Below are 19,330 nucleotides of genomic sequence, written 5' to 3'. Positions count from 1 at the left end.
GATGTCCTCCCCCTCCCCAACCGCTCGCGTCGGCAGACTGGCCGTCCTCGCCGTCGGCCTGTGCTGGCTGGCTGTCCTCTTCGACGGCCTGGACATGTTCGTCTACGGCTCGGTGCTGCCCCACATGCTGGAGCAAAAGGCCCTCGGCCTCACCCCGGACCAGGCCGGTGACCTGGGCAGTTACGCCACCTTCGGCATGCTGGTCGGCGCCCTGACCGCGGGCACGGTCGCCGACCGGATCGGCCGCAAGAAGCTGATGGTCGCCTGCGTCGCGCTGTTCTCGCTGGCTTCCGGTCTGTGCGCGATGGCGGGCAGCGTCGGGGTGTTCGGCATCGGCCGCACGCTCGCCGGAATCGGCCTCGGCGGTCTGCTGCCGACCGCGATCAGCATGGTCTCCGACTACGCCCCGCGCGGCCGCGGCGCTCTCACCATCGGCATGCTGATGACCGCCCACCACGCGGGCGGCATCCTCTCCGCGTATGTCGCCTTGTGGGTCGTCGAACCCCTGGGCTGGCGGGCCGCGTTCTGGTTCTGCGTGCTCCCGCTGCTGTTCGTGCCGGTCCTGGCCAGGTTCCTGCCCGAGTCGCTGAGCTTCCTGGTCGCCAAGGGCCGCAGCGAGGAGGCCGGCGAGCTGGCGCGGCGCTACGAGGTCCCCTTGCCGGCCGCCTCCGCCGCCTCCGCCGCCGACGCGCAGGCCGCCGCCGGCCGCTGGAACTCCCTGGCCGGCCTGTTCCGCGGCGGCGAGTGGAGCCAGACCCTGCTGTACTGGCTGGCCTCCTTCGGCGGGCTCCTCCTCGTCTACGGCGTCGCCACCTGGTTGCCCACCCTGATGCGCGGTGAGGGCTACAACCTCGGCTCCGCGCTGACCTTCGTGGTCCTGTTCAACCTCGGCGGCATCGTCGGCATGCTCGTCGCCGGCCGCGCCTCCGACCGGTTCGGCGCCCCGCGGATCTCGGCGGTCTGGTTCGCGCTGACCGCCGTCGGCGTCTTTCTGCTCAGCGTGCACATGCCGCTGGCGCTCACCTTCACGGTGGTGTTCCTGACCGGGGTGTTCCTGAACAGTGCGCAGACCATGATCTACGCGACCGTCTCGATCCGCTCCCGCCCCGAGAACCGCGCCACCGCCGTCGGCTGGACCTCCGGCATGGGCCGCTTCGGCGCCGTGTTCGGGCCGTGGCTGGGCGGTCAGTTGCTCGCCGCGAACAAGGGCGACTGGGGCTTCACCGCGTTCGCCCTGGCCGGCCTCTCGTCCATGGTCTTCATCGGGATCGCGGCACTGCGCGGCTCGAAACGGACCGCTGGGAGCGACAGCGGGCAGAAACTCGTAGGAGCACACTGACCGCCCGTCATATGTACTGACGAGCCATATGTACAGATGAGCCGAACTGGGTTATACGACGGTCTCGCGTATTGTTGCGTCATATGCCCGTAGTGATGGAGGGCACCTCTCGGTGCGCCCGGGGCTGGTGAGTTGATCCGTAAAGGGGGAGCAGGACGTGACGGCACTTCTCGCGCTGGCAGCCGTCGTCGCGTTCATGGCCAAGGCGGGTCTGCCGTGGTGGGTGGTAGTGGCCGTGGCCCTGCTGATGTCGGGCTTTGGCGTGGGGAGGTCCGGGGGCCCGGGGCGATGCTCCCGGGCCACCCCGACGTCCGCCCCGGCGGCTCAGCCCATCTGGCCCTCGGCCGACCGGAGTTCGGCCGTCCTGCCGTTGGTCCCGGTGCACGTGCGTGTCCCGTCCCCGGACGAGTACGGCGTGCCCGTGGCGAGCGCCGGGACCCGCGTGGCCGGTGAGAGGGAGCCCGCGGTCGCCAACGGGCAGAGCGGACTGGGCTCTTGAGTCCGTGGCCCGGGTCGTGTCCGCAAAGTCCCGTTGCCCGATAGCCCCGTCAGGACCCGACGGCCCCGTCAGGCCTCCGCGGCTTCCCGGAGCCGCCGGGCGATGATCGTGTAGACGTCCCGCGCCTTGTCGTCGTCGCCCCCGTCGTACCCGTGATCGGCGCCGCGCACCTCATGATGGTCGACCAGCGCACCGACGCCCCGGAGTCGTTCCGCGTATCGCTCGCCCTCGGCCCGGAGCAGGTCGTGTTCGGCGGTGATCACCAGGGCGGGCGCGATGCCTGTCAGATCCGCGGTGTCCGAAGGGTGCGCGGGGGACACGAGCGGATCGAGGCGCCGCCGCACATCGGGGACGTACGACGTGTCGAAGACGTCGCCCATCCAGGGCCGCAGCATCGGCTTGGCGATGGCGGCGCGCTTGTTCCGGACGCCCGTCGCCAGGTCGAGCGGGGGATAATGCAGCACCTGGAGCGCGATCGACGGCCCGCCCTCATCCAGGGCCTGCCGCGCCACGGCCGCCGCTAGCCCGCCGCCGGCGCTCTGTCCGCCCACGGTGAGCCGCCCGCTGTCCCACCCCTCCTCGGCGCCGTGCGCCGCGACCCACCGAACGATCTCGTACGCCTGCCGGGTCGGCGCCGGGAACGGATGCTGCGGCGCGACGACATAGTCCACGTTGATGACGACCGCCCCCGCTTCCGCGGCGAGGAGCCGGCACAGCGGGTCGTCCAACTCGGTGAGCGTCATGACGTAGCCGCCACCGTGAAAGTTGACGTGCACCGGCGGGACCGGCTCGTCGCGGGCGGGCAGATACACCGTGGCCCGGGCGGGGGCGATCGACGTGGGAATCATCAACTCGCGTACCCTGCGCGGAAATTCGGGGAATCGCGCGTGCGAGGCGGCGGCGGAACCCCGGCCGCCGGAACGCCGGTCCGCCATGACGGTCACCCGCTGCATGGCCTTGGCGACAAGGCCGGCCACCGCGGGCCGGGTCAGGAGGGACATATGGCTTCCGTTCGGTCGCGGCCCGTGGGTCTGCCCGGCAGCGGACCGACCCTCCTTGAGTTAGGCAATTATAGATGGCGGCAATAATGGGTCAAGGGGTCGGACCGGCTGGGGCAGGGCGCCCATGAGGTAGGGTTGACCTGCGTGATCACGCGGTTCGCCGCGCGACAGGCATCGGGACGTGGCGCAGCTTGGTAGCGCACTTGACTGGGGGTCAAGGGGTCGCAGGTTCAAATCCTGTCGTCCCGACGGGATACCGGACGGTTCGTCCGGCAAGGGCCTTGCACCACTTCGGTGGGGCAGGGCCCTTCACTGTTTCCGGTCGCCGCGAGTGCGGCGACGAATACGCCGTGAGCCATGAGCCGGGTCGTCCGCTCGGCGTCATCCAGGGCCGGCGCTTGCACGATGTCCCACAGCGTCATCCATCCGGCGCGTACCGCCTCCCCGAACCCGGGGTCGCCTTCCGGGGCGAGGGCCGGCACCGCGGCGAAGGCCTGCAACTGCATCTGGAGTGTCTCGGGTTGCTCCGTGAGCAGCCGCCGGTACGCGGCCGCCATGGCGAGGAACGCCGACTCGCCGTCCAGTCCCCGGGCCGCGGCCTCCAGGGTGAGGCGGGTGTCCGTCATGCAGCGCAGCGTGGCGAGGAACATCGACCTCTTGTCGGGGAAGAGCCGGAAGAGGTACGGCTGCGAGACGCCCGCTCGTTTCGCGATCGAGCCGGTCGAGGTGCCGTGGTAGCCCGTCCGCGCGAACTCGGTGACGGCGGAGCGGATGACACAGTCTCGCCGCTCCTGCGCGGTCATCCGCGCCATGCGGTTCGCCCCTCACCGGACACGGCGTGGCGTGGGCGACACAGGAGTCGGCGAAGGGGCGGCCGCCCCTACGGGAAGCGGCCACCCCGCACCAGAGGAAGGCTCACTCCCCGGCGGGCGACGTGCCGGCCGGGTGCTGCCGGCGCGGAATGCCGAGGGCGCACAGGGCGCCGCCGAGCACCACCGCGACGCCGACCCACACCGCGGGGCGCAGACCGTCGACGAACTGCTGGGGGCCCTGGGTGCTGCCGTGCGCCACGAACACGGTGCTGAGAACGGCGATGCCGAGCGCGCCGCCGATCTCGCGGACGGTGGTGTTGGCGCCGGACGCCTTGCCGGCGTGCTCCTTGGTGACCGAGCCGAGGACCACCGCGGCCGTCGGGGCGAAGACGAAGCCCATGCCGATGCCCGCCACGATCATCGGGCCGACCAGGGACGAGTAGGCCGTGTCGGTGTCCGCGACCAGGTTGATCCAGCCGAGGCCCCCGCCCTGGAGGAACAGGCCGAGCGCCATCAGCCTGCCGCCGCCGACCTTGTCGGTGAGCAGGCCCGCGACAGGGGCGACGAACATCGGCATGAGGGTCCAGGCGAGGGTGCGTACACCGGCCTCCAGCGGGGTGCGCGGGGGCGCGATCTGGAGGTACTGGGCCAGCAGGAACAGGGAGCCGAACACGCCGAAGTACATCGTCGCCGAGACGACGTTGGTGAGCGTGAAGGCGCGTACCCGGTAGAAGGACAGGGGCAGCATCGGCTCGGGGGTCCGGGCCTCCCAGGCGACGAAGACGGTCAGCAGTACGGCACCCGCCGCGAACGCGCCGAGCACCTTCGCCGAGGTCCAGCCGTCGGGCTCGCCGTGCACGATCGCCCACACCGCCGCGCACAGCCCGGCCGCCGCGAGCAGCATGCCGACCAGGTCGAGGCGGACGCCGGGCAGCGAGCTCTCCCGCAGGGCGAAGAACACCAGCGGGATGGCGATCACGCACACCGGCACGTTGATCCAGAAGATCCACCGCCAGTCCAGTCCGTCGACCACCGCGCCGCCCACGACCGGGCCCATCGCCACGGCAAGGCCGCTCACCCCGGACCACACTCCCAGCGCCATCCCCCGCAGCCGCTCCGGCACCGCCTGCGACAGCAGGGTCAGCGACAGCGGCATGACGGCGGCGGCGCCGAAGCCCTGGATCGTGCGGAAGGTGATCAGCTGCGCGCTGGTGTCGGACAGTCCGCAGCCGATGGAGGCAAGGGTGAACACGACGATGCCGACAACGAAGAGGAGACGGCGGCCGAACCGGTCACCGAGCGCGGCCCCGCTCATCAACAGGCAGGCGAAGCTGAGGACATAGGCGTTGACGAACCACTGCAGTTGCTGCGTGTTCGCCTCCAGGTCGACGGCCAGGGTGTGCAGTGCCGTGGAGACGACGAGGTTGTCCAGCGCGACCATGAACATGGGCACGCTGCAGGCGACGATGGCGAGCCACAGGGGTATGCGCCGGCCCGCCGCGGGCGCGGCCGGTTCGGTGACGGGGTCGTCGAGGACCGGGTTCTCTTCGGACAGCGTCATGGCGGAGGTCTCTCCTTGCGGAATGCTGGGCCGGTGGTGGGGGGATCAGTTGCCGGTGCGGGCCTCCTCGGCGAGGCGGCGCCGGGCGTCGTTCCAGTCGATGGGCAGGTCGGCCGCGGGGACCTGCCAGAACGTGAAGACGGAGTCCTTCATCGTGGACCGCAGGCCGTTCATGATCGACCGGTGCGGTTCGGTCCTCGCGTAGGTGTACAGCGCCTCCTTGTCCTGCCAGGCCGACAGGGTCCAGAAGGTGCGCCCCAGCGGTTCGGCGATGAGTGAGGCGCCGTACGCGCCGGGCGCGCCGGTGACCTGCTTCCACGAGGCGAGCGACTTGAGGAAGAAGCGCGGTACGTCCTTGAGCGAGCGGACCTCCAGCCGGGATGCCATGACGAACGCCTCGGTGTCCGGTGCGGGTGTCTCGACGGTGGTCCAGCGCAGGGTGGGCATGGCTGTGGCCCTCTCGGAGAGAATGTTGGATACCTCTACTATCTATGTTAGACAGTAGAGGTATCCAGATTCCAGAGCCGGGGCGAACGATGCGTATCTCCGAGTTGAGCCGTCGCAGTGGCGTCGCCGTCACGACGATCAAGTACTACCTCCGTGAGGGGCTGCTCCCGGCGGGCCGGCAGACCGCGGCGACCCAGGCCGAGTACGACGAACAGCACCTGCGCCGACTGAAGTTGATCCGTGCGCTGACCGGTGTCCGGGGCCTGTCCGTCAGCACGACCCGCGAGGTGCTGGACGCCCTGGCGGAGCACACCGGGGACACCCATCGCGTACTGGGCCTCACCCTCGGCACCCTCGTGCCGAACGGGGAGCCCGCCGACCAGGCCACCGAGGCCGGTGAAGTCGACGCCCTGGTCGAGCAGTTGGGCTGGCAGGTGCACCAGGCCGCCCCCGCCCGCGTCACCCTCGCCGAGACGCTGTCCTCCCTGCGCTCGCTCGGCGTCCCCCTCGACTGGCGCGTCCTCCTGCCGTACGCCCGCCTCGCCGAGCGCACAGCTGTCCTTGACCTCGACCAACTGGACGGGATCGAGGACCCGCTGGAAGTCGCCGAGCGGGCCCTGCTGCTGACCGTCCTCCTGGAACCCGCGCTGATGGCGCTGCGGCGGATGGCCCAGGAGCACGAGTCGGCGCGCCGGCACACCGGGGACTAGCACCGAAGACCCGGTATCGGCCTCAGCGCCCCAGCTCCCGCAGCAGCTGGGCCGCGGCCTCCTTCCCGGAGGAGAACGCGGCCTCGTGGGAGCCGATCTGGTCGTGGTACTGCTGCTTGGAGTGGAAGTACGAACCGCACAGCTTCACCCGCGGACCCTCGTTGACCTCGTAGATGGTCTGCTGAGCGGTGCGCATGGCCATGTCGATGACCGGGTGCTCGTAGCGGAAGGTGCGGATCACCGACTCCTCGGCGACCGGCAGGGGGTAGTCGAGCGTGACGAAGTAGTCGGTCTCCGACTCGAAGCCGTGCGGCTTGTTCATGTAGTAGGCGACATACGTGCGCGGCTGCCCGTCCACCGTCACCTTGCCGTAGTTCCAGGCCTCCCAGCGCGTGGGGTCGGCGGGCATCACTGAGGGATCGGTGTGCAGGATCACCGCGGAGGGGTTGTAGCGCAGCGACCCGAGCAGCTCGCGCTGGGCCGTGGTCGGGTTCTCCAGCAGGGCCCGGGTGATGTCGGCGTGGGTGGCGGCGACGGCGTGGTCGAAGCGCTCCTCGCCGGACGCCGTCCGCACGACGACCCCGTCCGCGTCCTGCCGGATCCTGGTGACCGGCTCGGACAGCCGGGTCTTCGGGTCGATCGCGGCCAGCGCCTTGCGCACGTACGAGACCGACCCGCCGGTCACCGTCCGCCAGTCGACCCGGCGCCCGCCGAGGCCGCTCTCGTCGTGGGCCATGAAGAAGGCGATCACCGTCGTCGCCGGCATCTCCCAGATCAGCTCGGCGGGCACCGACCACACCGCGCTGCACAGCAGGATGAAGTAGCCGTACCGGAACTCCTGGCTGTAACCGCCCAGGTCCAGGTACTCGCCCATCGGCATGTTGGTGCGCTTGCGGAAGAAGTCCCGGCGGCCCTCCTCGTGGAACCGCCGCGCCTCCCGCCAGATGGTCTGGAACGACTCCGGGTAGCGGGCCCGGACCTTCGGCTCGGCCCGGTTCGGCCTGAGTGGTCTGGCCTGGCTAGGTTTTCGGGTCCGGGTCGGTCTGGCCCTGGTCTGGTCCGGCTCGGCTCCGGTTGGACTCGGTCCGGTCTGGCTCGGTCTGAACTGGCCCAGCTCCGGTCTGGCCGGGCTCCGGCCCAGCTCCGCTCTGGCGCGGCGCGGCGCGGCCCGCCGCGGTCTGGCCCTGTCTGGTCCGGCTCGGCTTCGGTCGGGCTCGGTCCGGTCTGGCTCAGTCTGGCCTGGCCCAACTCCGGCCCGGCCTGGCCCAGCTCCGGCCCGGCCCGACTCCGGTTTCAGCGCGGCTCGGCCTGACTTGGTCTGGGCTGGCTCGGCGAGGCCTGGCCCAGCCCTCCAGCCCGCCAACGCTATTCCCAGCCCGCCAACGCTGGGCCCAGCCCCCCAGCGCTAGGCCCGGCCCGCCGACGCCAGGCCGCACGACGGCACTCCCCGCGCGGTCGACGCGCATCCGGCCCCCGGCCCCGCCCCATTCCGCCCCCTCAGCGAGCGACCAGCAACCCCCGCCCCCGCAGCACCCGCCGCTCCAACGGGCTGAAGATCAGCAGGTCGATGGCGATGCCGACGAGGAGGATCAGGAAGATGGCCAGGAACACCTGCGCCATGCTGCTGTTGTTGCGGCCGTTCTCCAGCAACTGGCCGAGGCCGACGCCGAGATCGGGGGAGGATGCGATGATCTCGGCGGCCATCAGTGAGCGCCAGGAGAACGCCCAGCCCTGCTTCAGACCGGCCAGATAGCCCGGGAGCGCCCCCGGCATGACGATGTGCCAGGCCTCGCGCAGCCCGGTCGCGCCCAGGGTCCGACCGGCGCGCAGGAACAGCGGGGGGATCTGGTCGATGCCCGCGACGAGGCCGTTGGCGATGGACGGCACCGCGCCGAGCAGGATCACGGCGTACATCATCGAGTTGTTGAGGCCCAGCCAGAGCACGGCAGGCGGCACCCAGGCCACCGACGGCAACGACTGGAGGCCGGACAGGATGGGGCCGATGGCCGCCCGGACGAACTTCACCCGGGCGACCAGCAGGCCGAGCGGCGTGCCGATCGCGAGCGCCAGCAGGAAACCGAGCAGGCCGCGTGAGACGGACGTCCAGATGTAGTCGAGCAGCGTGCCCTGGAGCCAGGCCTCGCGGACCTCGCCCCACACGTCGGACGGCGAGGCCAGCTTGTAGTCGGGGGCGACCTCGGCCCACACCAGCACCTGCCAGACGACCAGCACCAGGGCGACAGCGGTGACGGGCGGCAGCACTTTGCGGACCAAGGTCTCGCGCAACGGCGTGCGACCCACCTGCACCGATTCCAGCGCGTCGAGCCCGGCCTCAAGTCCCGCCAGATCGTTGGGATCCTGCGGCACCCGGGCCGTCGTGGAGCCGTCCTCGGTGACGTCGACCTTGATGTCGACGCGGTTGTCAGTGCCGGCCATGGCGGCGGATCTCCCCACGCAGTTCTTCGGTGATCTCGACGGACAGCTCGGCGACCGCGGTGTCCTCGATACGACGCGGATGCGGAATGTCCACCGTCCACTCCCGCGCGATCCGGCCGGGCCGCGAGGACAGCAGCACCACACGCTGGGCAAGCCGCACCGCCTCGCGGACGTTGTGTGTCACGAACAGCACCGACAGCCCCGTCTCCCGCCAGATACGGGTCAGTTCGTCGTGCAGCACGTCCCGGGTGATCGCGTCCAGCGCCGCGAACGGCTCGTCCATCAGCAGCAGTCGGCTGTCCTGCGCCAGTGCCCGGGCCAGAGCGACCCGCTGCCGCATACCCCCCGACAGCTCGTGCACCCGCTTGCCGTACGCCCCCTGCAGCCGGACGAGTTCCAGCAGCCGCTCCGCCTCTGCGCGGCGCTCCGCCTTGGCGACCCCGCGCAGCTTGAGCGCGAGCTCGATGTTCTTGCCGGCGGTCAGCCAGGGGAACAGGGCGTGTTCCTGGAACATCAGGGCGGGCCGCCCGTCGGTGCCGATCGAACCGGCGGAAGGGCGATCCAGCCCCGCGACGAGGTTCAGCAGGGTCGACTTGCCGCAGCCGGAGGCCCCCAGGAGGGTGACGAACTCACCGGGTGCGACATCGAGCGTGACGTCGTCGAGGACGAGCTGCTGCCCGGCGGGGCCGGCGAAGGACTTCGAGACATGCTCGACACGCGCGGCATACGCCACCGCCGCGGCGTCCTCGGCGACCTTCGCGGTCGTGGCCGTCGGGGTGGCCATGGTCGTCACCTCCTGGGAACTCAGCGGATGCGGTGGTTACTTGATGCCGAGGCCGGCGTCGTCGACCTCGTCCTGGCCGTCGGCCTTGAGGACCTTGTTGAGCGGCGTGAGGTCGTAGATGCCCTTCAGGCCGGGCTCCTCCAGCAGGCCGGCCTTCACCGCGTGCTCCGCCTCGCTGTCGAGGGTCGCGGCCAGCGGGTCGTCGAGGAAGGTGATCGACTTCCACGCCGGGTCGATGACCTCGGCGGGCAGGGGCTTGCCGGAGAGCTCCTCCAGGGCCTTGTTCGCGGAGGCCTTGGCCTTGTCCCGGTTGGCGTTGATCCACTCGTTGGTCTTCACCGAACCGCGCAGCACGGCCTCGACGACGTCCGGGTGCTCCTTGAGGAACTCCTGCCGGACGATGATGTTCGTGATCACGAACTTCTTGTCGGGCCACAGGTCGGCCTCGTCGAGCAGCACCTTGCCGCCCTCGGCGACCAGCTTGGACGCGGTCGGCTCCGGCACCCAGGCCCCGTCGATGGAGCCGGACTTGTAGGCGTCCGGCGTGATCTTGTTGTCGGTGCGGACGACCGAGACGTCACCCTTGCCGCTCTCCGCGTCGACCTTCCAGCCCTGCTCGGAGATCCAGTTGAGCAGTGCCACGTCCTGGGTGTTGCCGAGCTGCGGCGTGGCGATCTTCTTGCCCTTGACGTCCTTGAGGGACTTGATCTTCTCCGGGTTGACGACGAGCCTCACACCGCCCGAGGCCGACCCCGAGATGATCCGCAGGTTCTTCCCGGCCGCCTTGGTGTAGCCGTTGATCGCGGGGGACGGGCCGATCCAGCCGATGTCGATGGAGCCGGAGTTCAGCGCCTCGATCTCCGACGGCCCGGCGTTGAACGTCGACGGCTTGATCGTGGTGCCGCCGAGCTCCTTCTGGAACAGGCCCTCCTGGACGCCCACCAGTGCGGTGGCGTGCGTGAGGTTGGGGAAGTAACCGATCTTCACTTCGTCGACGGAGAGCTTCTTGGCGTCCGCCGCGACCTCGGCCTGCTTGCCGTCGTCGGTGGACTCGGCGCCGTAGCCGCAGGCGGTCAGCAGCAGGGGGAGCGCGGCTATGACGGCGAGGGTGCGCAGGGGGGTGAGCGGTCTTGCGGCAGACACGAAGGTGTCCTCTCGGAATGAATGGCAGGTGAGTGACAGGGGAGTGCGGGAGTACGTCGGAGAACGGCGGCGCTTGCGCGGGCCCGGGCAGGCTCCGCGCACGGCTTCAGACGAGCCGACAGATGGCGCTGGACGTACGCGCGAAGTCGATGTGGCGACGCGAGGTCAGAAGGGGCGGGACGAGACGTGCGTGCTCGCGCGAACTCATGGCCACCCCACCCCATCGATCCCTAGTTTTCCTACCTGGTTGATGGGGATCGTGGCAGAAGGCGGCGCTCACCCCAAGGGGGATTTCACATAGTGGACGTTGCCATCTCTCCCTTTGGGAACTATGAGCTCAGGGCACACAGCAGCGCACGGGCCACCGCGTCGTTCTGGCGGAAGGCGGGGGCGTTCGTGCGCGGGCGGGCGAACGCGGCGACGGCCCGGCTGTTGGTCGGGGCGCCGAGGGCGATACGGCGTGGGTGAGTGCCGCCGATGGACGGATCGAGGACGTGACCGTCCGCGGCGGAGACGGCCGGCAGGCCGGAGCGGTGGGTGTGGGTGCGGTCGGTCGGCGATGACCTCCTCGGCGAGGGCGCCGGCCCGGTGCAGGTCACGCAGGAGGGGGTCCTCGGTGCGGTCCAGGGAGGGGCGGGGCAGATACGCCTCGATGAGGGCGGTGGCGTGGAGCGTGTGGCCGGGGACAGTGGGGCCGGCCGCCGTGAACTTGCCGGTCGTCTCGTCGGTGCCGATCCGGATGCCGGCGCCCAGGAAGCGGACGACACCTGCCCGGACAGGGCGAGCAGCCGGCGCAGCCGGAAGCCGGGCGGCCCGGAGTCCAGGAAACTGAAGAACCCGTGCCACCAGCCGTCGAGCTGCTCGGCGACGGACCGGGCGGTCAGCACTCCGGCGGCCACCAGGCGGGGCAACTGCCCGTGGACGGAGAGCAGCGCGAGGAACGCCCCGAGGTCGGCACTGAAATCAGGGTCCTCGCGGCGGACGACGTCCCGGGCGATCCGGTCCCGCAAGTGCTCCTGGAAGGCGTCCGGCGCCGGGAACGCGAGGCCGTCCAGGGGGTGGTCCAGAGCCTCGAAGTCCAGCCGGTCCGCCGGGTCGGGTTCGGACCTGGCGGCGAGGTCGGCCATGTCGCCGGCGTACCAGTCCAGACGGTCGTAGGGAGGGTCCTTCGGGCGGCACGCGAGGCGCGGACGCAGGTCTGATCGGGGCCGCTGCACGAGGGGCCGCTACACGAGGCCCGTGCCACGAGGCCCGTGCCACGAGGCCCGTGCCACGAGGGCGCGACCTATGAAACAGCGCTGTGCGCCCGCGCGTTGCCCACGAAGCGTTCAAGGGAAACCCTGTCACAGTCTCGTGAATTCCGACTCCCAGCATGTGGAATCCCAACAGGGCATTCTTGACCTCCCTGAGTTCCCGCTGCTTTGATCGATGGCATGAAGCGACAGGACCTCACGCGGCGACGCCATGTCGACCTCGCGCGTGTCTCCAGCGCCTGCTGTCGCTGTCGGGTCTGAGCGCACCGAGGGAAACCCTCGCACTCGCGCCGCTCTCTTCGCACATTTCACTGCCGGACGAGTTCCGTGCTGATTCCGGCTTTCCCGGGGACGGCTATTCCGCCCGCCTGGATTCCGATCACTGATCCCGATCACCGAACACGTTTCCCTGCCACGCACGCGCCCTTTCTCGCGTGCGCAGTCATGCCAGGAGTTCCCCATGCCCGTACCGCCCGGATCCGACCCCCTCCGCTTCGCCTACTGGGTGCCGAACGTCAGCGGCGGCCTGGTCACCAGCACCATCGAGCAGCGCACCGACTGGGGCTACGACTACAACCGCGAACTCGCCGTCCTCGCCGAGAACAACGGCTTCGACTACGCCCTCAGCCAGGTCCGCTACATGGCCAGTTACGGCGCCGAGTTCCAGCACGAGTCGACCAGCTTCAGCCTCGCCCTCCTCCTCTCCACCCAGCGCCTGAAGGTCATCGCCGCCGTCCACCCCGGCCTGTGGCACCCCGGCGTCCTCGCCAAACTCGGCGCCACCGCCGACCACCTGTCGAACGGCCGCTTCGCAGTCAACGTCGTCAGCGGCTGGTTCAAGGGCGAGTTCACCGCCCTCGGCGAACCCTGGCTGGAGCACGACGAGCGCTACCGGCGCGCCGAGGAGTTCATCAGCGCGCTGCGCAAGATCTGGACCGAGGACCACGCCGAACTCGCCGGGGACTTCTACCGGGTACGCGACTTCACCCTCAAGCCCAAGCCGCTCAACACCCCCGAGCGGCCGCACCCGGAGATCTTCCAGGGCGGCAATTCCTCCGCCGCCCGCGCCATGGCCGGCCGTGTCTCCGACTGGTACTTCAGCAACGGCAAGGACTTCGACGGCGTCACCGAGCAGATCAACGACGTTCGCGCCTCCGCCGCCCGAGCGGGCCGCCATGCACCGAAGTTCGGGCTCAACGGCTTCCTCATCGCCCGCGACACCGAGGCCGAGGCCCGCGAGACGCTCCGCGAGATCGTCGCCAAGGCCAACACCGAGGCCGTCCACGGCTTCCGCGACGCCGTCCAGCAGGCCGGTCCGTCCACCGCCGACGGCAAGGGCATGTGGCAGGACTCCAGCTTCGAGGACCTCGTCCAGTACAACGACGGCTTCCGCACGGGTCTGATCGGTACGCCCGAGCAGATCGCCGAGCGGATCGTCGCCTACAAGCGGCTCGGCGTCGACCTCTTCCTCCTCGGCTTCCTGCACTACCTGGAGGAGGTCGAGTACTTCGGCAAGCGGGTGCTGCCGCTCGTACGCGAACTGGAGGCCCAGGAAGCCGAGTCGGCGCCCGTCGGCGCCCCCGCCTGACCCGCACGTCCCCACCGGCGCATCGCCCCACCCCACCGGCGCCCCCTCCCGAAAGGCCCTCCCATGGCCACCATCCTCTCCGTCTCCGGCAGCCCCTCCGCCACCTCCCGCACCGCCCGGCTGCTGCGTCACCTGGACGACCGGCTGATCGCCCAGGGACACGACGTGATCCCCCTCGACGTCCGCACGCTCCCGCCCGAGGCCCTGCTGCACGCCCAGTTCCGGCACCCGGCGATCGTCGAGGCCACCGCCCTCTTCGAGCGGGCGGACGGCATCGTGATCGGCACCCCCGTCTACAAGGCCGCCTACTCGGGCCTGCTGAAGGCGCTGCTCGACCTGCTCCCGCAGTACGCGCTGGCGGGCAAGACGGTCCTTCCGCTGGCCACCGGCGGCACCACCGCCCACGTCCTGGCCATCGACTACGCCCTGCGCCCGGTCCTGAACTCCATGGGCCCCGCCCACATCACGCCTGGCTGGTTCACGCTCGACAAGGAGATCACCGTTGCCGACGACGGCACCCTGACCGTCGCGCCCGGCGCCGCCGAGGCCCTGGCCCAGGTCACCGACCAGTTCTCGCTCGCCCTCGGTGGCCGCCCGACGGTGCTGGCGGCCACCGGATGACCGCCGCGACCGTGATCGCCGACGACGCCGAGGCCCTCGGCGTCGCCGCCGAACTGGCCGCGGACTTCCGCAAGGACGCCGCCGAGCGGGACGCGCGGCGCCGGCTTCCGCACCCGGAACTGGAGCGGCTGTCCGCCTCCGGGCTGCTGGGTGTGACGGTGCCCGGGGAGTTCGGCGGCGCGGACGTCCGTACGGAGACCCTCGCCGAGATCTTCCGGCTACTGGCCTCGGCCGACGCCAGCCTCGCGCAGATCCCGCAGAGCCACTTCGTGTATGTGGCCGTGCTGCGCAGGCAGGGGACGCGCGAGCAGCAGGAGTTCCTCTTCGGCGAGGTGCTGGCGGGCAAGCGGCTCGGCAACGCCCAGTCCGAGGCGGGCACCAGCCATGTCCAGGACATCCGTACCCGGCTCAGGCGTCGCCCGGACGGTTCGTACGTCCTCGACGGCGTCAAGCACTACTCGACCGGCGCCCTGTTCGCCGACTGGATCCCCGTCCTCGCCCGCGCCGACGACGACAACCTGCACGTGGCGTACGTGGAGCGGGACGCGCCCGGCCTCACCGTCGTGGACGACTGGGACGGCATGGGCCAGCGCACCACCGCCGGCGGAACCGTCCGCCTGGAGTCGGTGCCCGTGCCCGCCGACCGGCTGGTGCCGCACCACCTCACCTTCCTGGGTCCCCAACTCCACGGCGCCGTGGCCCAGTTGCTGCACACAGCCATCGACACGGGAATCGCCTCCGGAGCGCTCGCCGAGGCGGTGGAGTTCGTCCGCACCAAGAGCCGCCCCTGGTTCGAGAGCGTCGACGAAGGCCACGCCACCGCCGCCGAGGACCCGCTGCTGATCCAGCGCTTCGGTGAACTGGCGATCCGGCTACGGGCCGCCGACGCGCTGCTGGCCACCGCGGCACGCTCCGTGGACGCGGCCCGCGCCGACCTGACCGACGATTCGGCCGCCGAGGCCTCGATCGCCGTGGCCGCCGCCAAGGTGACGGCTGCGGAAGTGGCCGTGGAGACCGGCAGCGCCCTCTTCGAGGTGGCCGGCACCCGCTCCGCGCTCGACTCCCTGGGCCTGCACCGCCATTGGCGCGACGCCCGCACCCACACCCTGCACGACCCGGCCCGCTGGAAGGTCCAGCACATCGGCCGCTACGTGCTGAACGGCATCAGGCCGCCCCGGCACGGCCTGCTGTGACGGCCGTTCCCCTCAACCACCTTTCCGATCGGAGACCCCGCGTGTCCCTCACCTTCCACTGGTTCCTGCCCACCAACGGCGACAGCCGCCATGTCGTCGGCGGCGGTCACGGCACCCCCGCTACGGCTTCCGGCCGAGACCGGCCGCCCACGGTCGCCTACCTCAGCCAGATCGCCGGCGCCGCAGAGGACCTCGGCTTCGTCGGCGCGCTCACGCCCACCGGCGCCTGGTGCGAGGACGCCTGGCTCACCACCGCCATGGTCAGCCGGCACACCGAGCGCCTGAAGTTCCTGGTCGCCTTCCGGCCCGGCTCGGTGTCGCCGACCCTCGCCGCGCAGATGGCGGCCACGTTCCAGCGGCAGTCCGGCGGACGGATCCTGCTGAACGTCGTCACGGGCGGGGAGAACCACGAGCAGCGCGCCTACGGCGACTTCCTCGACAAGGACGACCGGTACCGCCGTACCGGCGAATTCCTGCAGATCGTACGGGAGTTGTGGGCGGGCAAGACCGTCGATCTGGTCGGCGAGCACCTCCAGGTCGAGGACGCGAGGCTGGCCCGGGTGCCCGACCCGGTCCCGGAGGTGTACTTCGGCGGCTCCTCACCGATCGCCGGAGAGATCGCCGCCCGGCACGTCGACGTCTACCTCACCTGGGGAGAGCCGCCGGCCGCCGTCGCCGAGAAGATCGCCTGGATCCGGGCGCTGGCCGAGGAGGAGGGCCGCCGCGTCCGCTTCGGGATCCGCCTGCACGTCATCACCCGGGACACCGCCGAGCAGGCGTGGGCGGAGGCCCGGCGGCTGCTGGCCGGCTTTGACACGGAGACCGTGCGGGCCGTGCAGGCCGGGCTCGGCCGCAGTGAGTCCGAGGGGCAGCGGCGCATGCTCGCCCTGCACGGTGGCAGCGCCGATGAACTGGAGATCTACCCGAACCTGTGGGCAGGGATCGGGCTGGTGCGCGGCGGGGCGGGCACCGCGCTCGTCGGCAGTCACGACGAGGTCGCCGAGCGGATCGCCGAGTACCACCGGCTGGGTATCGACGAGTTCGTGCTCTCCGGCTATCCGCACCTGGAGGAGGCGTACTGGTTCGGCGAGGGCGTGCTGCCCCGACTGGAGGCGCAGGGGCTGTGGACCCATCCGTTCCGCAGTGCGACGGCGGCTCGTCCCGAGGCTCAGATCCCCTTCGCTGAGCGGTAATCGGCCACCGGGGACACATATTCCCTATATTTCCTATCGAATTACTAGGGAAGTGTTGACCCTGGTCGGTGGAGCGAGTGAGGATGACGCTGACCCGGTCGGCCGGGCAGCCAGGCACCGCGTTCCCTTCGGCCATGAAGGAAGTCAGCCATGACAACCGAAACAGGAACGAGGTGTGCGGACTGGCTGCACACGGCCCGCGAGCTGGCGGACGACCTCGCCACGGACGCGGTCGAGCGCGAGCAGGCCGGCAAGCCACCCCTCGACGAGGTCGCCCGGCTGCGTGAATCGGGCCTGCTCACCCTGCTCGTACCGGCCGAACGCGGTGGAGGCGGCGCGGACTGGCTCACCGCCTACACGGTCGTCAGGACCGTCGCCGCGGCCGACGGGGCCATCGGCCACCTGCTGGGCAGCCACTACTTCCTGTCCTTCTGCGCCCGGTTCTTCGCCGGCCCCGACCGTGCCGCGCGGATCGAGCGGGCGTTCACGGCGGGGGAGTGGCACTGGGGAGGCGGTATCGCCTCGCAGGAACCCCCGCTCATGCTGACTCCCACGGCCAACGGCTATCTGCTGGACGGCCATCAGCGGTACGGCTCCGGAGTCGGCGTCGCCGACCGGCTGCTCGTCCGCGCCGCCGTGCCCGGCATCGGCGAGCCCCTCGCCGTCCTGGTCGACCCCGCCTACCCGGGCCTCGTGAGCGGCAACGGCGGCGACACCTTCGGGCAGCGGCTGGCGGCGGCCGGCGACGTCGGATTCGACGCCGTGCCGGTGGCGGCCGACGAGGTGCTCGGCTCCCTCTCCGCCGACGAGGGCGCCCTGTCACCCTTCGCCGGCCTCGCCGCGCCGACCGCACGGCTGGTCTCCGCACACTTCTGCCTCGGCGTTGCCGAGGGGCTGCTCGGCGAAGCCCGCGAGCACGGACGGGCGGTGCGGTCCCCCTGGCAGCCGTTCTCCCCGCAACCCTGGCCGGGCCACCCGCCGCAGGACCCGTACGTGCTGACCGCGTTCGGTGAACTCACCGTCGGCGCGCGCGCCGCCTCGGCCCTCGCCGACCAGGCGGTGGACGCCCTGAACCGCGGCCTGGCGCGGGGCGAGGACCTCGACGACGAGGAGTGCGCGGAGATCGCCGTCCTCGCGAGCGCGGCCGAGGCCGCCGCCGCCCGGTCCGCGCAGGAGATCACCACCCGGGCCCTGGACGCCGTCGGCGCGCCCGCCGCCTTCGCCCGGCACGGCCTGGACCGCTTCTGGCGCGACACCCGCACGCACACCCTGCGTGAGCCGATCGCCCACAGGCTCCGCGAGGTCGGGGACCACTTCCTCAACGGCGCGCACCCGCCGTTCAGCCTTCCCGCCTGACCCGACGGGCCGGCCGGTGGGGACGGGCACCGCAGTGATGGATAATCTCAGCATGCGGATCTCGGCGAGGGCGGACTATGCGGTGCGGGCGGCGCTGGAGCTGGCCGCGGCCGGTGACGACACCTCACTCAAGGCCGAGGCGATCGCCGAGGCCCAGGGCATCCCGCACAAGTTCCTGGAGGGCATCCTGGGCGACCTGCGCCGGGGCGGCCTCGTGGTCAGCCAGCGCGGCGGCAAGGGCGGCTACCGGCTGGCCCGTCCGGCGGACTCGATCGCCATCGCCGAGGTGATCCGCTTGGCCGACGGCCCCTTGGTCTCGGTGCGCGGCGTACGCCCGCCCGACCTCTCGTACATCGGCCCCGCGGAGTCCCTGCTCCCGCTGTGGATCGCCGTACGCGCCAACGTCCGCAAGATCCTCGGCGAGGTCACCCTGGCCCACGTGGCCGCGGCCAAGCTGCCCGACGACGTCCTGAGCCTCGCGGACGACCCCGAGGCGTGGACGAATCCCTGACCGGGCTCCGCCGCGCGCATCAGTAGGCCGGCTTCTCCCATACCGACACGTGCTTGCCGCTCTCGCTCGTGAACGGCTCGCGGGCCCAGTTCTCCCACCGGTCGCGCAGCCGCAGACCGGCGAGCCGGGCCATCAGGTCCAGCTCGGCCGGCCAGACGTACCGGAACGGGATGGACCGGTGCTCGGCACGGCCGTCCACGATGGTGACGTAGTTGGAGCTCATCGCCTGGGTGGCGACGTCGTAGGTGTCGAACGCCCACTGGGTGTCGCTGATGTGGAACGGTACGGCGCTCTGCCCGGGCGGCAGCCGGCGCAGATCGGGCACGCCCACCTCGACCACGAAGCAGCCGCCGGGCCGCAGATGGGCGGCGGCGTTGCGGAAGCAGTCGACCTGGGCGTCCTGGGTCGTCAGATTGCCGATCGTGTTGAACACGAGGTAGGCGAGCGTGAACTCGCCCGCCACCCGCGTCGTCGCGAAGTCCCCGATCGTCACCTCCACGGCCTCACCACCGGGCTTGGCGCGCAGCCGGTCCACCATGGCGCGGGACAGGTCGACGCCGTGCACCGGGACCCCGCGGCCGGACAGCGGCAGCGCGATCCGGCCGGTGCCGACGCCGAGTTCCAGCGCCGGGCCGTCGCCCGCGAGTTCGGCCAGCAGGTCGACCGCCGGGTCCACCACGTCGGGGCTGAACATGTCCGCGGCCGAATCGTCGTAGCCGGCAGCGATCTTCTCTCCGAAATAGCCGTCGTCATCGATCACGCCGGGACGGTACTGCGGTAGCCGCGCCGAGGCACGTGAATTTCGCGGGCGGTCGATCCGGGTGCTGGCACCACCGTGAGGCGGGGGCTGGGACGACTGTCCTCGGCATCATCGCCGCCTAGC

General features: G+C 71.0%; 21 protein-coding genes and 1 tRNA gene. 11 read left to right on the top strand and 11 right to left on the bottom strand.

Annotated features, from left to right (window positions below; genetic code table 11):
- Window position 1: 1 nt before the first annotated feature.
- Window positions 2-1,339 (top strand): MFS transporter, encoded by a 1,338-nt coding sequence (locus tag OHO27_RS05205; protein ID WP_328420728.1) that lies wholly within the window; start codon window positions 2-4, stop codon window positions 1,337-1,339.
- Between the two features lie 157 nt (window positions 1,340-1,496).
- The gene (locus OHO27_RS05200) at window positions 1,497-1,838 is read left to right on the top strand and encodes a hypothetical protein (protein WP_328420726.1); all 342 of its coding nucleotides are present in this window, start codon (window positions 1,497-1,499) and stop codon (window positions 1,836-1,838) included.
- Between the two features lie 68 nt (window positions 1,839-1,906).
- On the opposite strand, the gene OHO27_RS05195 is transcribed toward OHO27_RS05200, so the two are convergent.
- Window positions 1,907-2,839: an alpha/beta hydrolase gene (locus OHO27_RS05195; protein WP_328420724.1), complete on the bottom strand. Its 933-nt coding sequence runs from the start codon at window positions 2,837-2,839 to the stop codon at window positions 1,907-1,909.
- A 175-nt stretch (window positions 2,840-3,014) separates the two neighbouring features.
- On the opposite strand from OHO27_RS05195, the gene OHO27_RS05190 reads away from it, so the two are divergent.
- Window positions 3,015-3,088, top strand: a tRNA-Pro gene (locus OHO27_RS05190).
- On the opposite strand, the gene OHO27_RS05185 is transcribed toward OHO27_RS05190, so the two are convergent.
- The 3 genes from OHO27_RS05185 to OHO27_RS05175 all read right to left on the bottom strand — a co-directional run bounded on the left by OHO27_RS05185 (window position 3,070) and on the right by OHO27_RS05175 (window position 5,659).
- The gene (locus OHO27_RS05185) at window positions 3,070-3,651 is read right to left on the bottom strand and encodes a TetR/AcrR family transcriptional regulator (RefSeq protein WP_328420722.1); all 582 of its coding nucleotides are present in this window, start codon (window positions 3,649-3,651) and stop codon (window positions 3,070-3,072) included. The two genes, OHO27_RS05190 and OHO27_RS05185, sit on opposite strands and share 19 nt — an antisense overlap.
- A gap of 103 nt (window positions 3,652-3,754) precedes the next feature.
- Window positions 3,755-5,212: an MFS transporter gene (locus OHO27_RS05180; protein WP_328420720.1), complete on the bottom strand. Its 1,458-nt coding sequence runs from the start codon at window positions 5,210-5,212 to the stop codon at window positions 3,755-3,757.
- Window positions 5,213-5,257: 45 nt separating this feature from the next.
- A complete protein-coding gene (locus OHO27_RS05175) occupies window positions 5,258-5,659 on the bottom strand; it encodes a DUF3291 domain-containing protein (protein WP_328420718.1) in 402 nt (133 codons plus the stop codon).
- 89 nt (window positions 5,660-5,748) lie between these two features.
- Here OHO27_RS05175 and OHO27_RS05170 point away from each other — a divergent pair, with 89 nt between their 5' ends.
- Window positions 5,749-6,369, top strand: a complete 621-nt coding sequence (locus OHO27_RS05170; RefSeq protein WP_328420716.1) for a MerR family transcriptional regulator — start codon at window positions 5,749-5,751, stop codon at window positions 6,367-6,369.
- 22 nt (window positions 6,370-6,391) lie between these two features.
- Here OHO27_RS05170 and OHO27_RS05165 read toward each other — a convergent pair whose 3' ends face one another.
- The 6 genes from OHO27_RS05165 to OHO27_RS05145 form a co-directional block, all read right to left on the bottom strand.
- Window positions 6,392-7,243 carry an FAD-dependent oxidoreductase gene (locus tag OHO27_RS05165; RefSeq protein ID WP_328420714.1) on the bottom strand — a complete coding sequence of 284 codons (852 nt, stop codon included), beginning with the start codon at window positions 7,241-7,243 and terminating at the stop codon, window positions 6,392-6,394.
- 623 nt (window positions 7,244-7,866) lie between these two features.
- Entirely contained in the window at window positions 7,867-8,805 is a 939-nt protein-coding gene (locus OHO27_RS05160) for an ABC transporter permease (RefSeq protein WP_328420712.1), read from the bottom strand.
- On the bottom strand, window positions 8,792-9,589 hold the full coding sequence (locus tag OHO27_RS05155) for an ABC transporter ATP-binding protein (protein WP_328420710.1): 798 nt from the start codon (window positions 9,587-9,589) through the stop codon (window positions 8,792-8,794). Before OHO27_RS05155 ends, OHO27_RS05160 begins: the two co-directional genes overlap by 14 nt.
- A 36-nt stretch (window positions 9,590-9,625) precedes the next feature.
- A complete protein-coding gene (locus OHO27_RS05150; RefSeq protein ID WP_328420708.1) occupies window positions 9,626-10,732 on the bottom strand; it encodes an ABC transporter substrate-binding protein in 1,107 nt (368 codons plus the stop codon).
- A gap of 106 nt (window positions 10,733-10,838) precedes the next feature.
- The gene (locus OHO27_RS43085) at window positions 10,839-10,940 is read right to left on the bottom strand and encodes a putative leader peptide (protein ID WP_369274863.1); all 102 of its coding nucleotides are present in this window, start codon (window positions 10,938-10,940) and stop codon (window positions 10,839-10,841) included.
- Window positions 10,941-11,061: 121 nt separating this feature from the next.
- Window positions 11,062-11,859 (bottom strand): hypothetical protein, encoded by a 798-nt coding sequence (locus OHO27_RS05145; RefSeq protein ID WP_328420706.1) that lies wholly within the window; start codon window positions 11,857-11,859, stop codon window positions 11,062-11,064.
- 306 nt (window positions 11,860-12,165) lie between these two features.
- Here OHO27_RS05145 and OHO27_RS43080 point away from each other — a divergent pair, with 306 nt between their 5' ends.
- The 7 genes from OHO27_RS43080 to OHO27_RS05115 all read left to right on the top strand — a co-directional run bounded on the left by OHO27_RS43080 (window position 12,166) and on the right by OHO27_RS05115 (window position 18,447).
- The gene (locus tag OHO27_RS43080) at window positions 12,166-12,246 is read left to right on the top strand and encodes a putative leader peptide (RefSeq protein WP_351800093.1); all 81 of its coding nucleotides are present in this window, start codon (window positions 12,166-12,168) and stop codon (window positions 12,244-12,246) included.
- A 199-nt stretch (window positions 12,247-12,445) separates the two neighbouring features.
- On the top strand, window positions 12,446-13,573 hold the full coding sequence (gene sfnG, locus OHO27_RS05140; RefSeq protein ID WP_328420704.1) for a dimethylsulfone monooxygenase SfnG: 1,128 nt from the start codon (window positions 12,446-12,448) through the stop codon (window positions 13,571-13,573).
- 63 nt (window positions 13,574-13,636) lie between these two features.
- A complete protein-coding gene (gene ssuE, locus OHO27_RS05135; protein WP_328420702.1) occupies window positions 13,637-14,194 on the top strand; it encodes an NADPH-dependent FMN reductase in 558 nt (185 codons plus the stop codon).
- A complete protein-coding gene (locus tag OHO27_RS05130) occupies window positions 14,191-15,387 on the top strand; it encodes an SfnB family sulfur acquisition oxidoreductase (RefSeq protein WP_328420700.1) in 1,197 nt (398 codons plus the stop codon). The genes ssuE and OHO27_RS05130 overlap by 4 nt, the downstream gene beginning before the upstream one ends.
- A gap of 41 nt (window positions 15,388-15,428) precedes the next feature.
- Window positions 15,429-16,580, top strand: coding sequence for an LLM class flavin-dependent oxidoreductase (locus OHO27_RS05125; RefSeq protein ID WP_328420698.1), 1,152 nt, complete (start codon window positions 15,429-15,431; stop codon window positions 16,578-16,580).
- Between the two features lie 150 nt (window positions 16,581-16,730).
- Window positions 16,731-17,936 carry an acyl-CoA dehydrogenase family protein gene (locus OHO27_RS05120; protein ID WP_328420696.1) on the top strand — a complete coding sequence of 402 codons (1,206 nt, stop codon included), beginning with the start codon at window positions 16,731-16,733 and terminating at the stop codon, window positions 17,934-17,936.
- Between the two features lie 52 nt (window positions 17,937-17,988).
- Window positions 17,989-18,447, top strand: coding sequence for an RrF2 family transcriptional regulator (locus OHO27_RS05115; protein ID WP_328420694.1), 459 nt, complete (start codon window positions 17,989-17,991; stop codon window positions 18,445-18,447).
- Between the two features lie 19 nt (window positions 18,448-18,466).
- On the opposite strand, the gene OHO27_RS05110 is transcribed toward OHO27_RS05115, so the two are convergent.
- Window positions 18,467-19,207: a class I SAM-dependent DNA methyltransferase gene (locus OHO27_RS05110; RefSeq protein WP_328420692.1), complete on the bottom strand. Its 741-nt coding sequence runs from the start codon at window positions 19,205-19,207 to the stop codon at window positions 18,467-18,469.
- Window positions 19,208-19,330: the final 123 nt, after the last annotated feature.

It is taken from the genome of Streptomyces sp. NBC_00443 (assembly GCF_036014175.1).
Classification (GTDB): Bacteria; Actinomycetota; Actinomycetes; order Streptomycetales; family Streptomycetaceae; genus Streptomyces.
Note: the sequence above shows the minus strand (reverse complement) of the source record. Positions and strands in the feature narration are given on the sequence as shown.